14 protein-coding genes and 1 riboswitch are annotated in these 22,175 nt (G+C 72.9%); of the genes, 6 read left to right on the top strand and 8 right to left on the bottom strand.

Annotation, left to right across the window (positions count from 1 at the left end):
• Window positions 1-435 precede the first annotated feature (435 nt).
• Complete coding sequence (locus ACFYZE_RS06740) at window positions 436-984, bottom strand: MarR family winged helix-turn-helix transcriptional regulator (protein WP_388989498.1); 549 nt, start codon at window positions 982-984, stop codon at window positions 436-438.
• Between the two features lie 161 nt (window positions 985-1,145).
• On the opposite strand from ACFYZE_RS06740, the gene ACFYZE_RS06735 reads away from it, so the two are divergent.
• Window positions 1,146-2,420 carry an MFS transporter gene (locus ACFYZE_RS06735; protein ID WP_388989573.1) on the top strand — a complete coding sequence of 425 codons (1,275 nt, stop codon included), beginning with the start codon at window positions 1,146-1,148 and terminating at the stop codon, window positions 2,418-2,420.
• A gap of 26 nt (window positions 2,421-2,446) precedes the next feature.
• Here the strand turns inward: ACFYZE_RS06735 and ACFYZE_RS06730 are convergent, their stop codons facing one another.
• Together ACFYZE_RS06730 and ACFYZE_RS06725 are read right to left on the bottom strand one after the other, a co-directional pair.
• Entirely contained in the window at window positions 2,447-4,096 is a 1,650-nt protein-coding gene (locus ACFYZE_RS06730) for a SpoIIE family protein phosphatase (RefSeq protein ID WP_388989496.1), read from the bottom strand.
• Window positions 4,097-4,302: 206 nt separating this feature from the next.
• Complete coding sequence (locus tag ACFYZE_RS06725) at window positions 4,303-5,697, bottom strand: NAD(P)/FAD-dependent oxidoreductase (protein WP_388989493.1); 1,395 nt, start codon at window positions 5,695-5,697, stop codon at window positions 4,303-4,305.
• Window positions 5,698-6,080: 383 nt separating this feature from the next.
• On the opposite strand from ACFYZE_RS06725, the gene ACFYZE_RS06720 reads away from it, so the two are divergent.
• On the top strand, window positions 6,081-6,848 hold the full coding sequence (locus tag ACFYZE_RS06720) for a TetR/AcrR family transcriptional regulator (RefSeq protein ID WP_388989490.1): 768 nt from the start codon (window positions 6,081-6,083) through the stop codon (window positions 6,846-6,848).
• A 156-nt stretch (window positions 6,849-7,004) separates the two neighbouring features.
• Here the strand turns inward: ACFYZE_RS06720 and ACFYZE_RS06715 are convergent, their stop codons facing one another.
• The gene (locus ACFYZE_RS06715) at window positions 7,005-10,400 is read right to left on the bottom strand and encodes a BTAD domain-containing putative transcriptional regulator (RefSeq protein ID WP_388989487.1); all 3,396 of its coding nucleotides are present in this window, start codon (window positions 10,398-10,400) and stop codon (window positions 7,005-7,007) included.
• Between the two features lie 59 nt (window positions 10,401-10,459).
• Window positions 10,460-12,544, bottom strand: coding sequence for an asparagine synthase-related protein (locus ACFYZE_RS06710; RefSeq protein ID WP_388989484.1), 2,085 nt, complete (start codon window positions 12,542-12,544; stop codon window positions 10,460-10,462).
• 682 nt (window positions 12,545-13,226) lie between these two features.
• On the opposite strand from ACFYZE_RS06710, the gene ACFYZE_RS06705 reads away from it, so the two are divergent.
• The 4 genes from ACFYZE_RS06705 (at window position 13,227) to ACFYZE_RS06690 (ending at window position 18,405) form a co-directional block, all read left to right on the top strand.
• The gene (locus tag ACFYZE_RS06705) at window positions 13,227-14,651 is read left to right on the top strand and encodes an MFS transporter (protein ID WP_103840391.1); all 1,425 of its coding nucleotides are present in this window, start codon (window positions 13,227-13,229) and stop codon (window positions 14,649-14,651) included.
• A gap of 52 nt (window positions 14,652-14,703) precedes the next feature.
• Complete coding sequence (gene lhgO, locus ACFYZE_RS06700) at window positions 14,704-15,939, top strand: L-2-hydroxyglutarate oxidase (RefSeq protein ID WP_388989481.1); 1,236 nt, start codon at window positions 14,704-14,706, stop codon at window positions 15,937-15,939.
• Between the two features lie 127 nt (window positions 15,940-16,066).
• Complete coding sequence (gene trmB, locus ACFYZE_RS06695; protein ID WP_388989478.1) at window positions 16,067-16,924, top strand: tRNA (guanosine(46)-N7)-methyltransferase TrmB; 858 nt, start codon at window positions 16,067-16,069, stop codon at window positions 16,922-16,924.
• Window positions 16,925-16,986: 62 nt separating this feature from the next.
• Complete coding sequence (locus ACFYZE_RS06690; RefSeq protein WP_388989475.1) at window positions 16,987-18,405, top strand: PrsW family intramembrane metalloprotease; 1,419 nt, start codon at window positions 16,987-16,989, stop codon at window positions 18,403-18,405.
• Window positions 18,406-18,468: 63 nt separating this feature from the next.
• Here ACFYZE_RS06690 and ACFYZE_RS06685 read toward each other — a convergent pair whose 3' ends face one another.
• The 3 genes from ACFYZE_RS06685 to ACFYZE_RS06675 all read right to left on the bottom strand — a co-directional run bounded on the left by ACFYZE_RS06685 (window position 18,469) and on the right by ACFYZE_RS06675 (window position 22,127).
• Window positions 18,469-19,413 (bottom strand): aldo/keto reductase, encoded by a 945-nt coding sequence (locus ACFYZE_RS06685; RefSeq protein ID WP_388989473.1) that lies wholly within the window; start codon window positions 19,411-19,413, stop codon window positions 18,469-18,471.
• 85 nt (window positions 19,414-19,498) lie between these two features.
• Complete coding sequence (locus ACFYZE_RS06680; protein WP_388989470.1) at window positions 19,499-20,521, bottom strand: M23 family metallopeptidase; 1,023 nt, start codon at window positions 20,519-20,521, stop codon at window positions 19,499-19,501.
• Window positions 20,522-20,532: 11 nt separating this feature from the next.
• A riboswitch (cyclic di-AMP (ydaO/yuaA leader) is annotated at window positions 20,533-20,689 on the bottom strand.
• Window positions 20,690-20,900: 211 nt separating this feature from the next.
• Window positions 20,901-22,127, bottom strand: coding sequence for a PP2C family protein-serine/threonine phosphatase (locus tag ACFYZE_RS06675; RefSeq protein WP_388989570.1), 1,227 nt, complete (start codon window positions 22,125-22,127; stop codon window positions 20,901-20,903).
• Window positions 22,128-22,175: the final 48 nt, after the last annotated feature.

The following is a 22,175-nucleotide window of genomic DNA, read 5'->3' as shown; positions in this document are numbered from 1 at the left end:
CGGGCGCTTCCCTTCGGTGTTTCCGACTCTATCAGATCTTTCCGATCCGATTTCCTCGGTGCTTTCCGGCCTTTCGGCCTTCCGGCTTTGTCGACATCTATCAGATTCCCTCAGTTCCCTTCGGGGCCTGACGCCCAGTCAACCGGGCTTGTCATCGCGGCCCTTGGGCCGTTCCGACGTCTCCGACTCTAGCGGATCTCTCCGGCGATTCCCAATCGAGTGGATCGGGGTTGCCGTACCCAATGGAATCGAATTTCGGGCACGCCGAAATTGACCCGGTCGGGAGATCGTGCTGAGTGGTTTGTTGCCGCTGCTGCGGCGGGAGGTGCTGCCGCAGAACCGTTACGGCCCCGTGGCAACCCGAAGAACTTTACGGATCGGGGGGTGGACTGTCAAGTCTCCCCAGCCTGGCGCTGCGTCAAACCTGCGGGTTCGTCAGTCCAGGTCGGTGAGGCGGCCGCCGGCGTCCGGCTGCGCGTCTTCCACCCGGCGCAGCAGGCGCGTCAGCACGTCACCCAGAACCGTGCGTTCCTCGGGCGAGAGGTCCTGGAGGAGGTCTTCCTCGAACCCGGAGGCGAGGCGCATCGCCTCCAGCCACTTCTCACGGCCTTCGTCGGTCAGCTCGACGATGACGCGGACGCGGTTGGCCTCGTCGCGCTCCCGGGTGACGAGGCCCTCGCCGACCATGCGGTCGATGCGGTGGGTCATCGCGGCCGGTGTCAGGCCGAGTCGCTTGGCGAGGTCGCTCGGGCCCATGCGGTAGGGGGCGCCGGAGAGAACGAGGGCCTTGAGGACCTCCCAGTCGGTGTTGCTGATGCCGAGTGCGGCGGTCTGGCGGCCGTAGGCGACGTTCATGCGGCGGTTGAGCCGGGACAGTGCCGAGACGATCTTCTCCACCTGCGGGTCCAGGTCCTGGAACTCGCGCTGGTAGGCGGCGATCTGTTCGTCGAGGGTCGGCTCGCTCACGCCGGGGGTGTCGCCCATGGGCGCAGTATGACACGCGACCGCTTGGCGTTGAACTCCTTGAAGGTGTACTGTTCAACTCTTCGAAATTTAGCTTCGAAGTCTTCAGGGCTAACCGCTTCAGAGGTAAGACCTCTGGCTCAGCGGCCCGCTTCTCAAGGAAGGTGAAAGTGACCAGGGCGATGGGCGCAGCGATGCGCCGGATCCACGTGGGTAACGCACTCAGCGCGTTCGGCCTCGGCTTCACCGTCCCCTATCTGTACGTCTACGTGGCGCAGGTGCGGGATCTCGGTGCTGTGACGGCGGGTCTCGTACTCGCCGTCTTCGCTGTGTCCGCGCTGGTCGTGCTGCCGTTCGCCGGGCGGGCCATCGTCCGGCGGGGCCCGCTTCCGGTGCTGGTCGCCGCCCTCGTGATGGCCGCGGTGGGCTCGCTGAGCCTGGGCGTCGCGGCCGGCGCGGTGAGCGTGCTGCTGTCGGCGGCGCTCCTCGGCGCCGGGCAGGCGGTGATGCAACCGGCGCTGGCCACGATGATCGTGGACTGCTCGGTTGCGGAGACACGGTCGCGGGCCTTCGCGGTGCAGTTCTTCCTGCAGAACCTGGGGCTCGGGGTCGGTGGGCTGATCGGCGGGCACCTCGTCGACGTGTCGCGGGCTGCGTCCTTCACCCTGTTGTTCGCGATCGAGGCGGCGATGTTCCTGCTGCTCGTCGTGGTCATGGCGACGGTGCGGATGCCGCGGGCGCCCAGGATCGAGGAGACGGCGCCGCGGGGCGGCGGGGCGAGCTGGCGGCAGCTGCTGGGGAACCGGGCCATGGTGCAGCTCTGCGTGCTGGGCTTCGTGCTGTTCTTCGCGTGCTACGGACAGTTCGAGTCGGGGCTGAGCGCCTACGGCGTGGAGGCGGCCGGGATCTCGACGTCCGCGCTGGGTACGGCACTGGCGGCGAACACGGCGACGATCGTGGTGGCGCAGTTCGCGGTGCTGAAGTTCGTGGAGCGGCGCAGGCGGTCGCGGGTGATCGCGGCCGTGGGGCTGATCTGGGCCGTGGCGTGGGCTGTCGCGGGATACGCGGGGCTGGGTCACGGCAGCCGGGAGATGGCGACGGCCGCGTTCGTGTCGACCTACGCGCTGTTCGGACTGGGTGAGGCGATGCTGTCGCCGACGGTCGCGCCGCTGGTGGCGGACTTGGCGCCGACGGGGATGGCGGGGCAGTACAACTCGGTGTTCGCCCTGGTGAAGCAGTTGGCGCTGGCGGTGGGGCCGGCGGTGGGTGGTCCCCTCGCGGCGGCCCTGCCGGGGCCCTACGTCGTGACGTTCCTGCTGTGCTCGCTGGGCATCACCGTGCTGGCGGTGCGGCTCGGGCGGCTGCTGACGCCGGCGCAGAACCGGCCGTCGCTGGGCAGGAGCCGGGTGGTGGCGCAGGGGAGTGCGTCGGCGGAGCCGGCGTCGGCGCGCACCTGAGCGCCCCGCCCCGGGAAGCTCAGCCGTCAGCCGTCGGCCTTCGGCAGTGCGAACTCGCACCACACCGCCTTGCCACCCCCGGGCGTCCTCCGTGACCCCCAGCTCGACGCGATCGCCGCCACGATCGCGATGCCCCGGCCCGCCTCGTCCGCGGGTTCCGCGCGGCGGCGCCTCGGGAGGTGATCGTCGCCGTCCGTGACCTCGATGATCAGGCGGCGGTCCGTACGGCGCAGACGCAGCCGCATGGGTGGTGTGCCGTGCTGCAGCGAGTTGGCGACCAGTTCGCTCGCCGCCAGGACCCCGTGATCGTGCAGGTCCGCCGGGAACCGCCAGCTCGTCAGCACCCCGGAGGCGAACGCACGCGCGCGTGGCGCCGCCTCGACACCGCCCAGCAACTCCAGCGCGGCGTTGCGGAACAGCTCGCCGTCCGGTCCCGTCCGCGCCGGGTGCTGGAGGACCAGGACCGCCACGTCGTCGTCGTGGCCCGCCGTGACACCCGCCGAACGGAGCAGGCGGTCACAGATCACCTGGGGTGTGCCCGTGGCGCCGGCGAGCGCACCCTCCAGGGCCGCGATGCCCTCGTCCAGGTCGGCGTCGCGGCGTTCCACCAGGCCGTCGGTGTAGAGGACGGCGGTGGACCCCGGTCCCAGCGGCACCGAGCCGGAGGCGTGCATCCAGCCGCCCGTGCCGAGGGGCGGGCCGGTGGGTTCGTCGGCGCGCAGGACGTTGCCGCTCTCGTCGCGGACCAGGATCGGGAGGTGGCCGGCCGAGGCGTACACCAGCCGGCCCTCGTTCGGGTCGTGGACGGCGTAGACGCAGGTCGCGATCTGGTTGGCGTCGATCTCCGCGGCGAGGCCGTCGAGGAGCTGGAGGACCTCGTGCGGGGGCAGGTCCAGGCGGGCGTACGCGCGCACGGCCGTCCGCAGCTGGCCCATCACCGCCGCCGCGCGGACGCCCCTGCCCATGACGTCGCCGATCACCAGCGCGGTACGGCCGCCGCCGAGAGTGATCACGTCGTACCAGTCGCCGCCGACCGCGGCCTCGGTGCCGCCGGGATGATAGGTGGCGGCGATGCGCAGGTCGTCGGGTTGCTCGAGTTCCTGGGGCAGCAGGGAGCGCTGGAGGGTCACCGCGGTGCGGCGCTGCTCGCGCTCGCTGGCGCGCAGCCGTTCGGCGGCGTCGGCGTGGTCGGTGACGTCGGCCGCGAAGACGAGCACGCCCCGGGACCTGTCGTCGGGTGCGTCCACCGGGGTGCAGGTGAAGGTGTACGAACGGCCGCCGGGCGCCTTGCGGGACTTGACCGTGCGCGGCTTGGAGCTGCGCAGCACCTGGTCGAGGAGCGGGAGGAGGCCCAGTGCCTCCAGTTCGGGCAGCGCCTCGCGCGCCGGTTCACCGACCGGGCGGGCGCCGAAGGCCGTCGTGTAGGCGTCGTTCACGTAGGCGACGCGGTGGTCGGGGCCCTGCACGAGGGCGACCAGCGCAGGGATGCGGTCGAGCACCTCCCGCGCCGGCAGTTCGTCGAGGGCGGGCATGCTCGGCGTGTCGTCGGTGATCCGCTCGGCGCGGGCCAGGGGCACGGAGCCGTCCCGCCGGTCCGGTGAGACCGCGTGGTCGGTCCGCGCTGCGGCGCGGCGCTGCGTTCCGGGGAGCCGGGCGCTCCAGCGCGTGAAGTTCACCGATTCCTTGCCTCGTCGTTGTCGTCTCCGGCCGGCTCCGGATCCGGGCGGGGGTCCGGGGGCCAGTCCCCGGGGGTGCGGCGCTGTGGGGAAAGCCTGTGGGTGCGTCAGGGCGAGGGTCGGCCCGCCCAGGTCGTGGACCAGTCTGGCCGACCGGACCGACATCCGTCAGACGTCGGTGTTTCCGGCGGAGTTCCTGGGTCCGCTCAGTTCGACCCCTTCGGGTCTGAAGAATGCTTTCCACCGGCGGCCAGTTCGAACTCCGCACGGGGATGTTCGAGTGAACCGAGCGACACGATCTCCCTCTTGAAGAGGCCTGCCAGCGTCCATTCGGCAAGTACGCGCGCCTTGCGGTTGAAGGTGGGCACCCTGCTGAGGTGGTACGTGCGGTGCATGAACCACGCGGGCCAGCCCTTCAGCTTGCGCCCGTAGACGTGGGCGACACCCTTGTGCAGTCCCAGGGAGGCCACCGAACCGACGTATTTGTGCGCGTACGTCTCCAGGGGCTCGTCGCGCAGCGCGTGCACGATGTTGTCGCCGAGCACCTTGGCCTGGCGCAGCGCGTGCTGGGCGTTGGGGGCCGTCTCCCGGCCGGGCTCGGCGGTGACGTCGGGGACGGCGGCCGCGTCTCCCGCGCTCCACGCGTGCGTGACGCCGTCCACGGTCAGCTGCGGGGTGCACTTCAGGCGCCCGCGCTCGTTCAGCGGCAGGTCGGTCGCGGCGAGGATCGGGTGCGGTTTCACGCCGGCGGTCCACACGACCGTGCGGGTCGGGAAGCGGGAGCCGTCGGAGAGGACGGCGACCCGGTCGGCGCAGGACTCCAGGCGGGTCTCGAGGCGTACGTCGATGTTGCGGCGGCGCAGCTCGGTGACGGTGTAGCGGCCCATCTCCTCGCCGACCTCGGGGAGGATGCGGTCGGAGGCCTCCACGAGGATCCACCGCATGTCCTCGGGCTTGACGTTGTGGTAGTAGCGGGCGGCGTAGCGGGCCATGTCCTCCAGCTCGCCGAGCGCCTCCACGCCGGCGAAGCCGCCGCCGACGAACACGAAGGTGAGGGCCGCGTCGCGGATCGCGGGATCGCGGGTGGAGGAGGCGATGTCCATCTGCTCGATGACGTGGTTGCGCAGGCCGATGGCCTCCTCCACGGTCTTGAAGCCGATGCCGTGGTCGGCGAGACCGGGGATGGGGAGGGTGCGTGAGATCGAGCCGGGTGCGAGGCAGAGTTCGTCGTACGCGATCTGTTCCGTCTGCCCGGTCTCCTCGCCGGCGAGCGTCGAGATGGTGGCGATCCGCTTGGCGTGGTCGATGGCCGTGGCCTCGCCGATGAGGACGTGGCAGTCCGCGAGGACGCGGCGCAGCGGGACCACCACGTGGCGCGGCGAGATGGCGCCGGCGGCCGCCTCCGGCAGGAACGGCTGATAGGTCATGTACGGGTCGGGCGAGACCACCACGATCTCCGCCTCGCCACGGCGGAGTTCCGCCTTCAGCTTCCGTTGCAGGCGCAGCGCCGTGTACAGGCCGACGTAGCCGCCGCCGACGATGAGGATGCGCACACACTTCGGGTGTTCGGGGGGCGTCGCCCGGTGGAATGCAGCCGTCACCTTCCCATGAGGCACCCGGCGCCCGAATTTGTCCACAGGCCCGGCAAATTGTGTGACGGGACGGACGGGTGGACCAGGGTTGGCCGAATCACCGGAGTACGGGGAATCACCGCAGGTCAGCTAGGGTGTGAGCGGTTGCTACGGAAAGTGCAAAGGGGGCGAATCCGACCCGTACTCCGATCGGGGGGCGACCCGCCCGGAACGCGCCCCTTCTGAATTGACTCCCGCTCAACTATGTTCGTCTCTTGACGGGGTGTAGGGGGGATGCGCTCACGGGTCCGCGACGGGCGGGCCCGGTCACGTACGACGCCTGTTCCGTACGCTCCGGTTTCCGATAGCGGGGAGAGTCTCCGGGGGGAGACGTCAGGACCGGGGGAACACACATGCACATTCAGGACTCTCATTGGTCGTCCGCTTCCGCCGTCGCGGCGGCGGGCACGGTGAGCGCGGCGGTGGACAACGGACGCGGGGATGCTGCGCGGACGACGCCGCTGCGTGTGGACGCACAGCGCAACCTGGAGCACGTACTGCGCGCGGCACGCGAGGTCTTCGGCGAGCTGGGGTACGGCGCGCCGATGGAGGACGTGGCGCGGCGCGCGCGGGTCGGCGTCGGCACCGTGTACCGGCGCTTCCCGAGCAAGGACGTCCTGGTGCGGCGGATAGCCGAGGAGGAGACCTCCCGGCTGACCGAGCAGGCCAGGGCGGCGCTCGGTCAGGAGGACGAACCGTGGTCGGCGCTCTCGCGCTTCCTGCGCACATCGGTGGCGTCGGGCGCGGGAAGGCTGCTGCCGCCGCACGTGCTGCGGGTGGGGGTCGCCGAGGAGGGCACGGAGGGGGCCGAGGCCGGGTCGCTGGACGGAGCCCGGGTGCCGCAGCAGCGGTCCGAGTCGGGCGCCGACCTGCGGCTCGTGGAGCAGCGGCCGGCGCCGGAGGCGGACGACGCGGGAGCGGCGACGCTGCTGGAGGTCGTCGGGCAGCTCGTGGAGCGGGCACGTGCGGCGGGTGAACTGCGGCCGGACGTCACCGTGTCGGACGTGCTGCTGGTGATCGCCACGGCGGCGCCCTCGCTGCCGGACGCCGCTCAGCAGGCGGCGGCCTCGGCGCGGCTGCTGGACATCCTCCTGGAGGGCCTGCGGTCCCGTCCGGTGTGAGCCCGGCCTGCCGCCAGGCGCCGTCGAGGCAGGACCACCGCGGCGCGCCGCCGGGGCCCCCAGGGACCCGGTGGCGCTCGCGGACTGGGCGGAGGCTGGTCACCTGCCGGCAGGCCGCCCTGCCTTCCCCGGCTCACCGGGGGGCGGTCCGCCGACTCACTGGGCGGGGTGGTCCGCGGAGGCCCCCGCCAGCTCTCCCAGCACGTCGTCCGGGGTGAGCTCCGTGCCCCTCGCCCGCTCCGCGTCGAACCGGGCCCGCCCGAGCGCCTTCAGCGCGGCCGCCTCGGTCCGCTCCGCCTCGACGCGATCCGGCCCGGGGCGTACCGCGTTCGGCGGGCGCCACCCGTCGGCCGCCGCGAGCAGACGGACCGCGCGGGCATGCTCGCCCAGGGCGACCAGGGCCCTCGCCGCGATGTCCACGAGCCCGGCCGTCACCGACTCCGCGCACCTGCTGTCCACCGCATGGCGCAGGGCCTCGGCGAGCTTGGGCAGTCCGTGGCACGGGCCGGACTCGGCGATGGTGACGAGCGCGTCGATGCCGTTCAGCGCGGCGATGAACTGCGGCGGCGGCGTGTTCCGGGCGGTCTCCATCCGCGCGTTCTCGCACAAGGCGCGCGCCCGGAGGGTCTCCCCGTCGTCCAGCGCCATCTGCGCGCGCAGCAGGCTCACATACCCGCGGGCGTCGTGCACCCCGTACCGGTCGGCGGCGTCGCTCGCCTCGTCCAGCGCCGCCTGCGCGTCCGCGCGCTTGCCCTCCCGGTAGGCGATCTCGCCGAGCCGGGCGAGCAGGAACGGGGACTCCGCGTAGGCCCCCACCTCGTGGGCGAGCCGCAGTGCCTCCTCGTACTCGCCCTTCGCCTCCGCGAAGGAGCCGCGCCCCATCGCCGCCTCCCCGACCGCGCTGGACACCTGGGCGCGCATCCAGCGGTCGCCGACACGACGGCTGAGCGTGCGCAGTTCGGCCAGGTCGCCGTCCACGTCGCGCAGACCCCCCGAGGAGTCGACGAGCATGTGCGCGCGAAACATGAGGGCCACGCCGATCTCCCAGTCACCGCCGTAGCGGCGGCAGTTGGCGACGATGGCGTCCATGGCGTGCAGGACGTCGTACGGCTCGCCCAGGTGGAAAACGGTCAGCGCCCAGAGGATGCCGGGAAACCGGGCCGCTTCCGGGCCGCCCCGCTCGAAGGCCGCCCGGACCCGGGCGGTGTACCGCCGGGTCCGTTCGTCCCGTATCGACTCCGCCGGCCGTGATTCCGCGACGAGGAACAGGTGCAGCATCCGCAGATTCATCCGCAGGGCGCGCAGGGGGTGTCCCTCCTCGGCGGCTGGGCGGGCGAGGAAGGCTTCGACGTGGTCGACCGCGGCGAGCTCCTCGAGGACATCGGTGGAGGGGCGCCTGGTCACCGCCGCCGACGCCGGCCACGGTGGGGAGCCGGCCGTGGCACCGGCATCCAGAGCCGCTCCCAGGCGCAGCACCCGCTCCGTCCATTCCGTGCCCTCCCACCGGAAGTTCCGCAGCCACCAGAACCATCCCGTGGCCAGCGCGATCGCGCCGGCTTCCGCCTCGTCACCGGAGGCGATGGCGCGGTACAGCGCGGCACGGATGTTGTCGAGTTCCGTCTCCAGACGGCGGATCCACGGCAGTTGCTCTGCGGAGCGCAGCTCCGGTTCGGCTTCCTCGACGAGCGCCCGCACCCACGCCCGGTGCCTGCGCTCGGCGGCGGTGCGCAGCTCGGGGGCCTCGGCGGCGCGCTCGGTGGCGTACTCGTGGATCGTCTCGAGCATGCGGTAGCGCATGCCCGTACCGCCGTCCCCGTCGCCCGGGGCCGCGACGACCAGGGACTTGTCGACGAGCGCCCCGATCAGGTCGGCGACGGGGCCGGTGCACACGGCCTCGGCGGCGGCGAGGTCCCAGCCGCCGGCGAATACCGAGACCTCGCGCAGCACCGTGCGCTCCCGCTCGTCGAGCAGGTCCCAGGACCAGTCGACGACCGCGCGCAGGGTCTGCTGGCGGGGCAGCACCGTGCGGCTTCCGGAGGTGAGGAGGCGGAATCGGTCGTCGAGGCGGTCGGCGATCTGGCGGGGGGTCAGCAGCCGCAGGCGGGCGGCGGCCAGCTCGATGGCCAGGGGCAGGCCGTCGAGACGGCGGCAGATCTCGTCGACGGCCTCCGGGTCGTGGACGGTGTGCGGGCCGGGGCGCGCGGCCGCCGCGCGCTCGAGGAAGAGGCGGTGCGCGGGGTCGGGCGGCAGCGGCTCCACGGGGCGGACCGACTCGCCGGGTACGCCCAGGGGTTCACGGCTGGTGGCGAGGATCGTGAGGCCCGGGCAGTGCGTGAGCAGCGTCTCGGCCAGCTCGGCCGCCGCGTCGATCACATGCTCGCAATTGTCGAGGATCAGGAGTTCGCTGCGCGGGGCGCAGTACTCGATCAGCAGGGCGACCGGATCGTCCTGCGGCATCGCCAGCTCGTTGGTGATCAGCGCCGTCTCCCGCAGCCCGAGGGCACTGACCACCGCGGCGGGGACCGCCTCCGGCCGATCCAGCGGGGCCAGCTCGGCCAGCCACGCCTGCGGCAGCCCGGAGGCGGCCTCCTCGGCGAGACGGGTCTTCCCGGAGCCGCCCGGTCCGGTGAGGGTGACCAGGCGGGCCCGGTGCAGGTCCGAGCGGATGGCCTCGAGTTCGAGTTCCCGGCCGACGAAGGAGTTCAGGCGGCGGCGTAGGTTGCCGGTACGGGGGGCCGTCGGCGGCTTCAGCGGGGTGGGAGGCTGCGGGGAGCCCGGCCCGGAGGTCCGGGGGGTGGGCGGCGCGGAGGAATGAGCGGATGTCTCCTGGGAGGTCTGCGGGGACAGCAGCTCGGCGTGCAGGGACTTCAGTTCCGGGCCGGGGTCGGTGCCCAGGCCGTCCGCCAGGGCCCGGCGGGCGCGTTCGTAGGCCGCGAGGGCGTCGGCGCCGCGGCCCGTGGCGCGCAGCGCGCGGATGAGAAGGGCGTGGAGGGGTTCGTCGTAGGGGTGCGCCGTCGTCAGTTCCGTCAGCTCCGGTACGACGTCGGGGGCGCGGCCCAGGCGCAGGTCGGCCTCGACGCGGGCGCGGGTCGCCGTCAGGCGCAGGGCCTCGGGGCGGGCGGCGGCGGTGCGGTCGGGGAGGTCGGCGAGGGCGGGGCCGTGCCACAGGGCGAGGGCCGTGCGCAGATCGCGGGCGGCGGCGTGCGGGTCGCCGTCGGCGAGGGCGGCGGTGCCGCGCTGGACGAGATCCTCGAAGACGAACAGGTCGACGGAGTCACGGCCGGCGTCGAGGCGGTAGCCACCGGGGACGGAGGCGACGGCGGTCCGGCCGAGGGTGCGGCGCAGGCGGGCGACGAGGGCCTGGAGTGCGGCGGGGGCGTCGAGCGGGGGGTCGTCCGGCCAGATCTCGTCGATCAGGGTCTGCGGGGTGGTGGTGCGGCCCGGGCGTAGGGCGAGGGCGGTGAGCAGGGCGCGGAGGCGGGGGCCGCCCAGGGGGACGGAGGTTCCTTGGTCGTCCTCTGCTTGGGCCGTGCCCAGGATTCTGTACCGCACCGGGTCATTGTCGCGGGGGGTTGGGGGGCGGGGCACGGGTTTTGGTGCGCGCCGTGCCCTTACGCCCCGGCCCCCAACGCCCTCCCCCGGGCCGAGATCCCCGCCGGTACCGCGCGGGCCCTTGCCGGGGTTCCCGTCCAGCAGGTGCCTCGGCGGGACAGGAGGCGGCGGAGCCAGAGTTCCAGGGAGACCAGGTCCGCCAGGCCGTCGAGGGGGAGGGGGGTGCCGTCGGCCGCCGCTCGTACCGCCTTGCGGACCACTCTGGCCTCCACCAGGCCCGCCTCCGCCAGCAGGGGGGCGGCGAAGAGGTCGACGAGGGAGTTCGCGGCGAGCCTGAGGCCCGCGCGGGTCGCGGCCGCCGAGGAGCCGTGGGAGGGGGCGCCCCAGCCGGGCGGCAGGCCGCCGACGCCCGCGCCCTCCAGGACCGCGCGCAGGATGGCCGCCCGTGCCCCCGGCTGCACCCGCAGCGTCTCGGGAAGCGCGCGGCAGGCGCGGACGACCTGGTTGTCCAGGAAGGGGGCGTGCAGCCGCTGGGAGCGGATCTCGGCGGCCTGTTCCAGGACGCGGAGGTCGGTGGCGTGCCTCGCCAGTGCGGCACGCGCGCGGTGGTCGCCGGGACGCTGCCCCGGGCCCGCGTCCGGCCGGCCCGCGGCCCCTTGGAGGCGAACCGATACTTCAGCCAGCGCCTCACCGGTCAGCCAGCGTGCCGCCGGCCCGGGTCTCGCCCAGGTGAGCGCGGCGAGCGACGCGCCCACGGCACCCCCGGGCTCCTCGAACCGCCGCCGCATCAGCCGGTCGGCGAGTGCGTCGACGCCCGCGCGGTACGGCGTGCGGGACAGCTTGCGGGCCGCGCTGTACACGCGCGCGGGGACCATCACCGAGCCGTCCGCCTTCGCGAGCGCGGCCATGGGCCGCACCAGGTGGCGGCGCTTGCGGTCCATCAGCAGGTCGGCGAGCCGGGCCGGGTGCGCGTCGAGGACCTGCCGGGCGCCGTAGCCGGTGAAGTGGTCCGCGCTGCCGGACGCGAGACGGGCGCGGTGCCGGGGCGCCGTCACCAGGGAGGGGCCCGGTTCGTCCGTCAGCGGGCCCTCCAGATCGGCGTAGGGGAGCACTTCCTCGCCGCCGGTGACCACCACGTGGTGCAGCCGGGGGTTGGCCGCGAGCGTGCCGGCCCGCTCCAGTTCGGCCTCGCGGCCCCTGACGGCGAGGTCGTTGAAGGTGACGGCGAGCAGGCGTTCGCCGGCGCCGGTGCCGTGCCCGAGGATCGTGCCGGGCATGCCCGGCAGTCCGGCCGCCAGGAGGGCCAGGGTGCCGGAGGCGGGGCCCCCGGACAGGTCGGCGCCGATGCCGGGGACCGGCATTCCGCGCGCGGCACGGCGTTCCGCGGGTCCCATGCCGGGCACGGGCCCCGGGTCGAGGTCCGTGCTCGGGACGTGCCGGGGCGCCGACAGACGCGCGCGTACGGCGTCGACCAGGGCGTCGCGCACCGCGTCCACCGCGTCGGCCGGGTCCGCCGGGGGCGCCGCGACGGCGAGGGAGGCGACCGGCTCGTACCCGGCGATCTCCCGGGCCCCGGCGCGCAGGATCAGCGCGTGCCCCGGCGGGATGCGTCGTACGCCGTCGTACGGGGTGGAGTCGTGCAGCGCTGCCGGTACGTCGGGGGCGGCGAGCAGGGCCGCCAGGTGCCCGAAGTCCAGGTTGGCCTCGATGAGGTCGGCGAGCGGCAGCGCGGCGGTCGCGTAGGCCGTGCCGCCGGCCCAGGGGGTGTAGAACACCGGCCGGGCGCCCGCGAGGTCGCCGCACACGGTGGTCCTGCGGCCGACCTGGACCACGGCGGTGTAGCTGCCGGACCAGGCGGTCAGATGGCGCAGCGCCCCGCCCCGGGCGGCGAACAGTGCGACGCGCAGCTGCTCGTCGGATGCGCCGCAGGTGCCCAGGACCGCGATCCGGGTCCGCGCGTCGGCCTTCACGACGCGCACCTCGTCGGGGCGCCAGTCGCCGACCGCCCACAGCGGGTCGGGGTCGCCCCACAGGAGTTGGGAGCCGACCGGGTGCACGGTCTCGCCGTCGTATCCGGTGGCGCCTGCGGAGCCGGGCCCGGCGGCCCCCGCGGCGGTGCTGCTCCATCCCACCAACCACCGCATCGACGCCTCCACAGGCTGTGGACAACCAGTGCACCGTACGAACGGCTCCATGCTGCCACGAAGAATGCGCCCCGGAGGGTGCAAGCCACAGCTCGTGCGCCCCGTGACGCGCCCTTGGAGAGCGGTCCTCGAGCCGGTGAACTCCCGTACGACCCGCGGCCGTCGGAGACAGTACGAAGGAAACAGCGACGTGAATGCGCCCCCGTAATGCTCCCCGAAAACGCCGTTCGCGCCCTCAAGAGTCGTGGTCGGGGCCTTGATGACGGTCGAAATCCACCATCGGTTTTCGGCCAAATCGGCTGCGGGCGGCCAGGCTTGGGCACGCTCCGTACAGACCCTGGGCAACGCACGGTCCGGGAGGCGGAGTTCGCCTCCCGGACCGGTCCGCCGCCCGCGGGGATGTAGGCGGCGGTGTCCCCCAGCCCACTGGATCCAGTACAGCGGGCCGACCCACGCACGGCCCATGGAACCGGCCCCGCGGTGGCCGGAGAAGAGCGCACGGACGGGCGCACGGCCACACAGCGGGAGCACATGGCGACACTCCGTACATAAGTACGGACCACAATCCCGCCAACCGGATTTACGCCCCTTAACGCATGGGATGCGGCGAACTACGCTGGGTTTACGAATGCCGCGCGGTTATGCCACCGCCGCGGCAGCCGTCTGTGTCGAGGGGTGGCGCATGTCCAGGGAGCAACGCGGGCCGAACGAAAAGCTCGGCGCCGTTCTCGCCCTCGCGGGAATCAGCAACGCAGGACTCGCCCGGCGCGTCAACGATCTTGGCGCCCAGCGCGGGTTGACACTTCGCTACGACAAGACCTCGGTGGCGCGCTGGGTGTCGAAGGGCATGGTGCCGCAGGGCGCCGCGCCGCACCTGATCGCCGCGGCCATCGGCCAGAAGCTCGGCCGCCCCGTACCGCTCCACGAGATCGGTCTGGCGGACGCGGATCCCGCACCGGAAGTGGGCCTCGCCTTCCCCCGGGACGTAGGACAGGCGGTGAGGTCGGCGACGGAGCTCTACCGCCTCGACCTCGCCGGGCGCCGAGCCGGCAGCGGCGGCATCTGGCAGTCGCTGGCCGGATCGTTCGCAGTGAGCGCTTACGCGACGCCTGCTTCCCGCTGGCTGATAACACCGGCCGACAGCTCGGTGGCACGCGACCCCGCCCCGGGCGACGGGTCCGGAGCACCGATCAAGGTCGGCCACAGCGACGTCCGGAAGCTCCGCGAGGCCGCGGAGGACGCGAGGCGCTGGGACTCCAAGTACGGGGGCGGCGACTGGCGGTCGTCGATGGTGCCGGAGTGCCTGAGGGTGGAGGCGGCGCCGCTGCTGCTCGGGTCGTACTCCGACGAGGTCGGCAGGGCGCTGTTCGGCGCGGCGGCCGAGCTGACCCGGCTGGCGGGCTGGATGGCCTTCGACACCGGCCAGCAGGAGGCCGCCCAGCGCTACTACATCCAGGCGCTGCGCCTCGCGCGCGCGGCGGCCGACGTGCCCCTCGGGGGCTACGTCCTTGCCTCCATGTCGCTGCAGGCGACCTACCGCGGTTTCGGCGACGAGGGCGTCGACCTCGCCCAGGCCGCCCTGGAGCGCAACCGCGGCCTGGCCACCGCCCGCACCATGAGCTTCTTCCGCCTGGTCGAGGCACGCGCGCACGCGCGCGCCGGTGACGCCCAGGCGGCCGGCGCGGCCCTGAAAGCCGCCGAGGGCTGGCTGGAGCGGGCCCGCGACGGCGACAACGACCCGTCCTGGCTCGGCTTCTACTCCTACGACCGCTTCGCGGCCGACGCCGCCGAGTGCTACCGCGACCTGAAGGCCCCGCGCCAGGTCCGCCGCTTCACCGAACAGGCGCTGTCGCGGCCCGGTGAGGAGTACGTGCGCTCGCACGGGCTGCGCCTGGTGGTGTCGGCGGTCGCCGAGCTGGAGTCGGGCAACCTGGACGCGGCGTGCGAGCAGGGCGTGCGGGCGGTGGAGATCGCCGGGCGCATATCGTCGGCGCGCACCACCGAGTACGTGCGGGACCTGCTGCACCGGCTGGAGCCCTACGGTGACGAACCGCGCGTGGCGGAGCTGCGGGAGCGGGCGCGGCCGCTGCTGATGGCTCCGGTCTGACGAGGCGGCCGCAGGGCGCTCCCCCGGGTTTGAAGGCATTGTCAGTGGCGCAGTGCACTATCGAAACCGGGAGGTGGAGCAGGTGCGGGAGATCGCCTACGACTGCGACGTGCTGGTGATCGGTGGCGGAATCGTCGGTCTTTCGACGGCCTATGCGATCACGCGTGCCGCGCCGGGCACGCGGGTGACCGTCCTGGAGAAGGAGGCCGGCCCGGCCCGCCACCAGACGGGGCGCAACAGCGGGGTCATCCACAGCGGGATCTACTACCGACCCGACTCGCTGAAGGCGCGGTACGCGGTCGAGGGTGCCGCCGAGATGGTCAAGTTCTGCGCGGAGTACGGCATCGCGCACGCCGTCACCGGAAAGCTGATCGTCGCGACCGAGAGGGACGAGCTGCCGCGCCTGCACGCGCTGGTGCAGCGCGGCCGGGAGAACGGCATTCCGGTACGTGAGCTGGGCGCCGCCCAGATAGCGGAGTACGAGCCGGAGGTGCGGGGTCTGGCGGCCATCCATGTGGGCACCACCGGGATCTGCGACTTCGTGGCGGTCGCCCGGCAGCTCGGGGAGGCCTCCGGCGCGGAGATCCGGTACGGGGCGGAGGTGGTCCGGATCGACCGGCGCGCCTCGCTGGGGGTCGCCGTACGCACGGGTGACGGGGCGGTGCTCCGCGCGCGTGTGCTGGTCAACTGCGCCGGGCTGCACTGCGACGAGGTGGCCCGGCTGACCGGGGACGACCCCGAGGTGCGGATCGTGCCGTTCCGGGGCGAGTACTACGCACTGCGCCGGCCCGAGCTGGTGCGGGGGCTGGTGTATCCGGTGCCGGATCCGGCGTTCCCGTTCCTCGGGGTGCATCTGACCCGCGGGATCGACGGAGAGGTGCACATCGGGCCGAACGCGGTGCCGGCGCTGGCCCGCGAGGGGTACGGCTGGGGCGTCGTACGTCCTCGGGAGCTGGGCGCGACGGTGGCGTGGCCGGGGTCGTGGCGGATCGCGCGGCGGCACTGGCGGTACGGGGCGGGGGAGCTGCGCCGGTCGGTGTCGAAGGGGGCGTTCACCGAGGCCGTGCGGAGGCTGCTGCCCGCGGTGCGGGAGGACGACCTCGTGCGGGCCCCGTCCGGGGTGCGGGCGCAGGCGGTGCTGCGGGACGGGACGCTGGTGGACGACTTTCTGATCCGGGAGGGGGCGCGGGCGGTGCACGTACTGAACGCGCCGTCCCCTGCGGCTACCGCTTCGCTGGCGATCGGGCGGGAGGTGGCGCGGCGGACGTTGGTGGTGCTGGGGCGGTGAGCCGGCCGTGGGCCGGGGCCGTCAGGTCGGAATCGCCACCGGCGTCCCTGCCCTTCCCCGGGGGCTCCACCGCCAGCCCCCCGGACGGGCCGGTAACAGCTGCCCTGCCTCTAAAATTGATCCCACTGTGTCTGATTCCCTCAACTTCGCTCCCGAAGATTCCCAGGTCAACCGTGGTGGCGGCTCCGGTCGTGGTGCCGGGGTCTCCAATCGGCACACCCGGGCCAAGGGGGAGCCCCGGTTTCCCGACGGGCCCAAGGCCGATCCCGCCGGCTCGCACTTCGAGCGGCGGATCCGCAGCTTCCAGCCGCGGCGGAGCCGGGTGACGGCCGGACAGGCGGACGCGCTCCAGCGGCTGTGGCCCAAGTGGGGGCTGGACATCGACGGACAGCGGGTCATCGACCTCGCCGAGCTGTTCGGGAACGGCCGCCCCGTCGTGCTGGAGATCGGATTCGGCATGGGCGAGGCCACCGCGGAGATGGCCGCCGCCGACCCGGACACCAACATCCTCGCCGTCGACGTGCACACCCCCGGCCAGGGCAACCTGCTGGCCCTCGCCGACCGGGGCGGAATGACCAACATCCGCGTCGGCAACGGCGATGCGATCATCCTGCTCCGCGAGATGCTCGCCCCCGACTCCCTCAACGGGCTGCGCGTCTACTTCCCCGACCCCTGGCCCAAGAAGCGCCACCACAAGCGGCGGCTCATCCAGCCCGACTTCCTCACGCTCGCCGCGAGCCGTCTCAAGCCGGGCGCGCTGGTGCACTGCGCCACGGACTGGGAGCCGTACGCCGAGCAGATGCTGGAGGTGTTCACCGCGCACCCGGGGTTCGAGAACACCCAGCCCGGCGGCGGGTACGCGCCACGCCCCGACTTCCGGCCGCTGACCCGTTTCGAGGGGCAGGGTCTGGACAAGGGTCATCTCGTGAACGACCTGCTCTTCCGGCGCGTACAGCACCGCGACCAGCCCACCGCCGAAGACTGAGCGTCCGCGCGTCCGTTGGACACCGTCGCGGACGGCGCCCCCGTCTCGTTAGGGTCGATGCCGTGGCCACCTTTCCCTCGTACCCGACTCACCCGGGCGGTGACGCCGCCGGCGGCTCGTTCGGGCACCCGCACTGGTGGCAGAGGCGGTGGGTGCGGTACGGGGCGCTGATCACGCTCCTCGCGCTCTCCGGGCTCGTCATCCTGGCCCTCGTACGGCAGCAGACCGGGACCGAGGGCTTTCTGGTCGGGCTGGGCCTCGCGGTCCTGCCCGTGCCGCTGCTCATCGCGGCCTTCCGCTGGCTGGACCGGGTGGCGCCCGGACCCTGGCGGAACCTGATCTTCGCCTTCGCCTGGGGCGCGTGCGCCGCCGCGCTCATCGCGATCGTCGCCAACAGTTTCGCCACCCGGTGGATAGCCACCGCGACCGCCGATCCGCACAGCGCCGACACGCTCGGCGCGACCGTGATAGCACCGATCGTGGAGGAGTCCGCGAAGGCCGCGGCCGTGCTGCTCGTCTTCCTCTTCCGCAGACGGGACTTCACCGGGATCGTCGACGGAGTGGTGATAGCGGGCGTCACCGCCACCGGCTTCGCCTTCACCGAGAACATCCTCTACCTGGGAACGGCGTTCGGCACCGACCAGATGAGCGGGGGAAGCGGGCTGGCGTCCGTCACGGCCGCGACCTTCTTCGTCCGCGTGGTGATGTCGCCCTTCGCGCACCCGCTGTTCACCGTGCTCACCGGCATCGGCTTCGGCATCGCCGCGCTGTCCGCGGAACGCCAGCACGTCCGGCGGGTGCTGACGCCGCTCGGCGGGCTGCTGCTCGCGATGGGCATGCACTCCATGTGGAACGGGTCGTCCACGTTCGGCCAGTACGGCTTCTTCGCGGTGTACGCGTCGTTCATGGTGCCCGCGTTCGGGCTGCTGACCTGGCTGGTCATCTGGACGCGGCAACGGGAGCTGCGGACGGTGCGGGAGGAGCTGCCCGCGTACGTGGTCGCCGGGTGGATGGGGCCGGTGGAGCCCTTCGTCCTCGGTTCGATGCGGGCGCGGCGGCTGGCCCGCGAGTACGCGAGGCAGCATTTCGGGAAGGACGCGGCGCGGTCGGTCGCGCGGTACGAGGCGTACGCGACGTCCCTGGCGTTTCTGCGCCACCGGGGGCGCCGGGGCCGGGTGGGCGCCGATTTCGTCGTACGGGAACAGGAGTTGCTGACCGAACTGTGGGCCCGCCGGGAGGTGGCGCGGCCGGCACTGGCGTATGCGGCACGGGCGACGGCTCCGGTGGCTCCGCCGATGTGGCCGGGCTACGGGCACGTGCCCTTCCAGGGGACGCAGCAGTACGCGCAGTACGGCTCCGCGATGCCGCAGTACGGCCCGGTGGCGCCGCAGTACGGCCCGGTGGCGGCGCAGTACGGCTCCGCGACGCCGCAGTACGGTCCGGCGGCGCCGTATCCCGGACACAACCCCTATCGCTCCTAGGAGTTACGCGGGCTCGGCACCGCCGGATTCCGCCGCCTGGACGGCTGATCCGAAAGACAGGCCCTACGCCGACGCCTCCGTCAGCTTCGCCACGTCCTCGTCCGTCAGCGTCAGGTCCGCCACCGCCAGCAGCGCCGGCAGCTGCTCCACCGTCCGCGCCGAGGCGATCGGAGCCGCGACCGTCGGCTGGGCCGCCAGCCAGGCGAGCGCCACCGTCGGGATCTCGGCGCCCCGGGCCTCGGCGACCTCGTCCAGGGCCGTCAGGACGCGCTGTCCGCGCTCGGTCGCCAGGTGCTTGGCCGCGCCCTCCGCACGCGCCGACTCCACGGTCGTACCCGGCCGGTACTTGCCGGTCAGGAAGCCCGACGCGAGCGCGAAGTAGGGAACCGCCGCGAGCCCCGCACGGGATGCGAGGTCCTGCAGCGCACCCTCGTAGGTGTCGCGCGAGACCAGGTTGTAGTGCGGCTGCAGCGCCACGTAGCGCGCGAGGTTCTCGCGGTCCGAGAAGTCCAGGGACTCCTTCAGGCGCTCGGCGGAGATGTTGGAGGCGGCGATGGCGCGCACCTTGCCCGCCTTCACCAGCTCGTCGAGCGCGCCGATGATCTCCTCGACCGGCACCTCCGGCTTGTCGAAGTGCGTGTAGTAGAGATCGATGTGGTCGGTGTCCAGACGGCGCAGGGACGCGTCGGCCGCGGCCTTGATGTTGGCGGCGGTCAGCCCCTGGTAGTCGGGATGCTGGCTGACCTTGGTCGCAATGACCACGTCGGAGCGGTTGCCGCGCGCCTTCACCCACTTGCCGATGATGGTCTCGGACTCGCCGCCCTCGTTGCCCGGCACCCAGGCCGAGTACGAATCGGCCGTGTCGATGAAGTTCCCGCCCGCCTCCGCGTATGCGTCGAGAACCGCAAAAGACTGCGTCTCGTCGGCGGTCCAGCCGAAGACGTTGCCGCCGAGGGACAGTGGGAAGACCTCGAGATCGGAAGAACCCAGTTTGCGAAGAGAAGTCATGCTTCGTGTCAACGTCCGGACCGGACGGGCGTATTCCGGGAAGCCCGCAAAGATCTTGCAAACAGCGCGCTCTTCGCAGGGTGGGTCAGGGGTTGAGGCCCTTGCCGCGCAGCCAGGCCAGCGGGTCGATCGCGGCGCCGCCGTTCGGATGGACCTCCAGGTGCAGATGCGGCCCGGTGACGTTGCCGGTCGCGCCCACGCGGCCGATGACGTCTCCCGTGCTGACCTTCTGCCCGACCGTGACGCTGATCGACGACTGGTGACAGAACCACAGCTCGGTGCCGTCGTCGAGGGTGAGGATCGTGCGGTAACCGTACGAGCCGGCCCAGCCCGCCTCCGTGATCGTGCCGCTGTGGACGGCCTTGATGAGCGTGCCGGTGGGCGCGGCGAAGTCCAGGCCGGTGTGGAAGCCGGAGGACCACATGGCACCGGCGTCACCGAAGTGGGAGGTCAGGGTGTAGGAGGAGGTCGGCAGCGTGAACTGCCGGGCGAGCGCTGCGAGCCGCGCGGCCTCCTGCGCCTTCTTCTGCAGAGCGGCGGCCTTGGCCTGCGCGTCGTCCTGCGCCTTGGCAGCCGCGGCGGCGGCCTTCTTCACCGCGGCGTCCTCGGCCGCCTGCGCCGCCTCCTGCGCGATCCGGTCCTGCTGGGTCTCGGCCTGCTGCATGATCCGGGCGCGCAGCGCCTCGCCCGCGCCCTTCGAGTCGGCGGCGTCGGCGGTGTCACCGGCGTCGGTCCGGCCGACGCTGCTGAGAGCGGTGGCCGAACTCTCGGGGGCGGCGGAGTCGTCGCCGATGAGCGCCTTGGCGGATTCCGTGACGGAGGAGAGGTCCGGCAGGGAGATGGACACCGGCGGCTTGCCGGACTGCGCGGTTGCCATGCCGCCCGCGCCGACGGCGGCCATCACACCGACGCCGAGAACGGTGGAGCTGCGGGCGAGCCCGCCCCCGCGCTGTTTGACGACGCGGTGCCGGCCGCGGACGGGGCGGATGGAGTCCTCGGTGGGGTTCCACTCCTCCCAGGGGCCCTCGTCGATGCCGGGTGCGACGTCCAGCGTCTGATTACCGTTCGGGGCGAACGAGGTGCTCGGGGCAGGCCGGTTGAACGCCACGTGGGCGCACTCCTTTCCTTCCGTCTCGCCTACCGGGTTAGCTGACGGGTTCGGAGCAGGAAGGTCTCCTACGCGCGTATACCGGCCGTGCGGCACGGCGGTATCCGCTCGATTCACCCCAAGGTGGTGGTTCCCCGGCTCCCTCGCGGGATTCGGCAGGCGCGCACGGAGCCGCCTCTGGTGACGGCTGGGACGACCGCGCTGCGTTATCGAACGTTAATAGACCCGGGGCCCGTATTCCAAGCCGTTCAGACAGATCGGTTTATGCCGCTGGCCAGGACTTTCATGGCCTGAACGGAGGAAATCGGGCGAGTCGCCCCCGCCCCACCGACCACACGGATATTGACAGTATGTCAGTTGTTATGCGCAGAGGCATGGATCACTCACTCTTCGTGACCGCACTCGGGGGGCGCCCGGGTCGGCGCACGGCCAGCAGGGCCATGTCGTCCGTGCCGCGGCGGCCGGTGTGCCGGGCGACCTCGCGCGTGACGGTGCTCAGCAGGGCGCCCGGGCCGGGGAAGACCCGTCCGGCGAGGCGGACGGCCGGGTCGTAGAACCGGCCGTGCGCGTCCCGTGCCTCCGAGACGCCGTCGGTGTAGAAGAGCAGCGTCGAGCCGGGCGGGAAGTCCCACTCCTCCGCCCGGTCGGGCCGGACGCCGAGGTCGCCCATGCCGAGGGGCAGCGCGGGTTCGCGGGCCCCCAGCTCTCGCAGGGAACCGTCCGGGAGCAGGAGCAGCGGGGCGGGGTGGCCGCGGTTGACGATGCGGACGACGCCCGAGCCGTGCGGGATCTCGGCGAGGACCGCGGTGGTGAACCCCTCGTACACGTCGGGTCCCTCGCGTCCGGCGCGGTCGCGTGACAGCGCCCGCTCCAGGCGCTGGGCGACGGCCTCGAGCGTCGGCTCCTGTTCGGCGGCCTCCCGGAAGGCGCCGATCAGGACGGCCACGGCGGTCACGGCCCCCATGCCCTTGCCGCGTACGTCGCCGACGACGAGCCGTACCCCGTGCGAGGAGTCCTGGACGGTGTACAGATCGCCGCCGATGAACGCGTCGGCCTGGGCGGCCTCGTAACGGGCGGCGATGTCCAGTCCACCGATCCGGGCGGCGGGCTCGGGCAGCACCGCACGCTGCGCGGCCTCGGCGATCTGGCGGGCGGAGGCGAGGCGGGCGACGTTGCGGCGGACCAGCACGTTGATGAGGACGGCGAGGGCGGCGACGGTGACGACCGTGGCCACCTCGGTGACCTCGCCCGCCTTTCCGAGCACGCCCAGCCCGAGGTGGACCCCGAAGACCACGACGACGGCCGCCGTGCCGGTGAGGACGGTGCCGCGCAACGAGAACAGGGGCGCGGCCACGAGCGGGGCGGCGGTGAAGAGGGGGCCGGCCGTGTAGTCGGACGGGGCGAAGAGGTCGAAGCAGACCCCGGCGACGATCAGCAGCCCGGGCAGGGCGCGCAGAAAGGCCCGCGCGTACGAGATCCGCCGCTCCTCGGCCTCCGTGGCGGCCTCCGCCTCGGCCCCTCCGTACGCCGGCACCGGAACGACCCTCCCGCCGGGGGCGGGGACGGGGGTGCCGGGGTCGGGGACGGGGGTGCCGGGGTCGGGCACGGGGACTGCGGGGGCTCCGGGAGCCTCGGAGGGTTGTGGGGCCGGTTC

Origin of the sequence: Streptomyces sp. NPDC001796 (assembly GCF_042892355.1) — a bacterium.
GTDB lineage: Bacteria > Actinomycetota > Actinomycetes > Streptomycetales > Streptomycetaceae > Streptomyces.
The sequence above is the reverse complement of the archived record's forward strand: the minus strand, read 5'-3'. Positions and strand labels throughout refer to the sequence as shown.

Coding starts and splice junctions, on each gene's coding strand:
- ACFYZE_RS06740 (WP_388989498.1), bottom strand. CDS start 984: ATGGGCGACACCCCCGGCGTGAGCGAGCCGACCCTCGACGAACAGATC.
- ACFYZE_RS06735 (WP_388989573.1), top strand. CDS start 1,146: ATGGGCGCAGCGATGCGCCGGATCCACGTGGGTAACGCACTCAGCGCG.
- ACFYZE_RS06720 (WP_388989490.1), top strand. CDS start 6,081: ATGCACATTCAGGACTCTCATTGGTCGTCCGCTTCCGCCGTCGCGGCG.
- ACFYZE_RS06710 (WP_388989484.1), bottom strand. CDS start 12,544: ATGCGGTGGTTGGTGGGATGGAGCAGCACCGCCGCGGGGGCCGCCGGG.
- ACFYZE_RS06705 (WP_103840391.1), top strand. CDS start 13,227: ATGTCCAGGGAGCAACGCGGGCCGAACGAAAAGCTCGGCGCCGTTCTC.
- ACFYZE_RS06685 (WP_388989473.1), bottom strand. CDS start 19,413: ATGACTTCTCTTCGCAAACTGGGTTCTTCCGATCTCGAGGTCTTCCCA.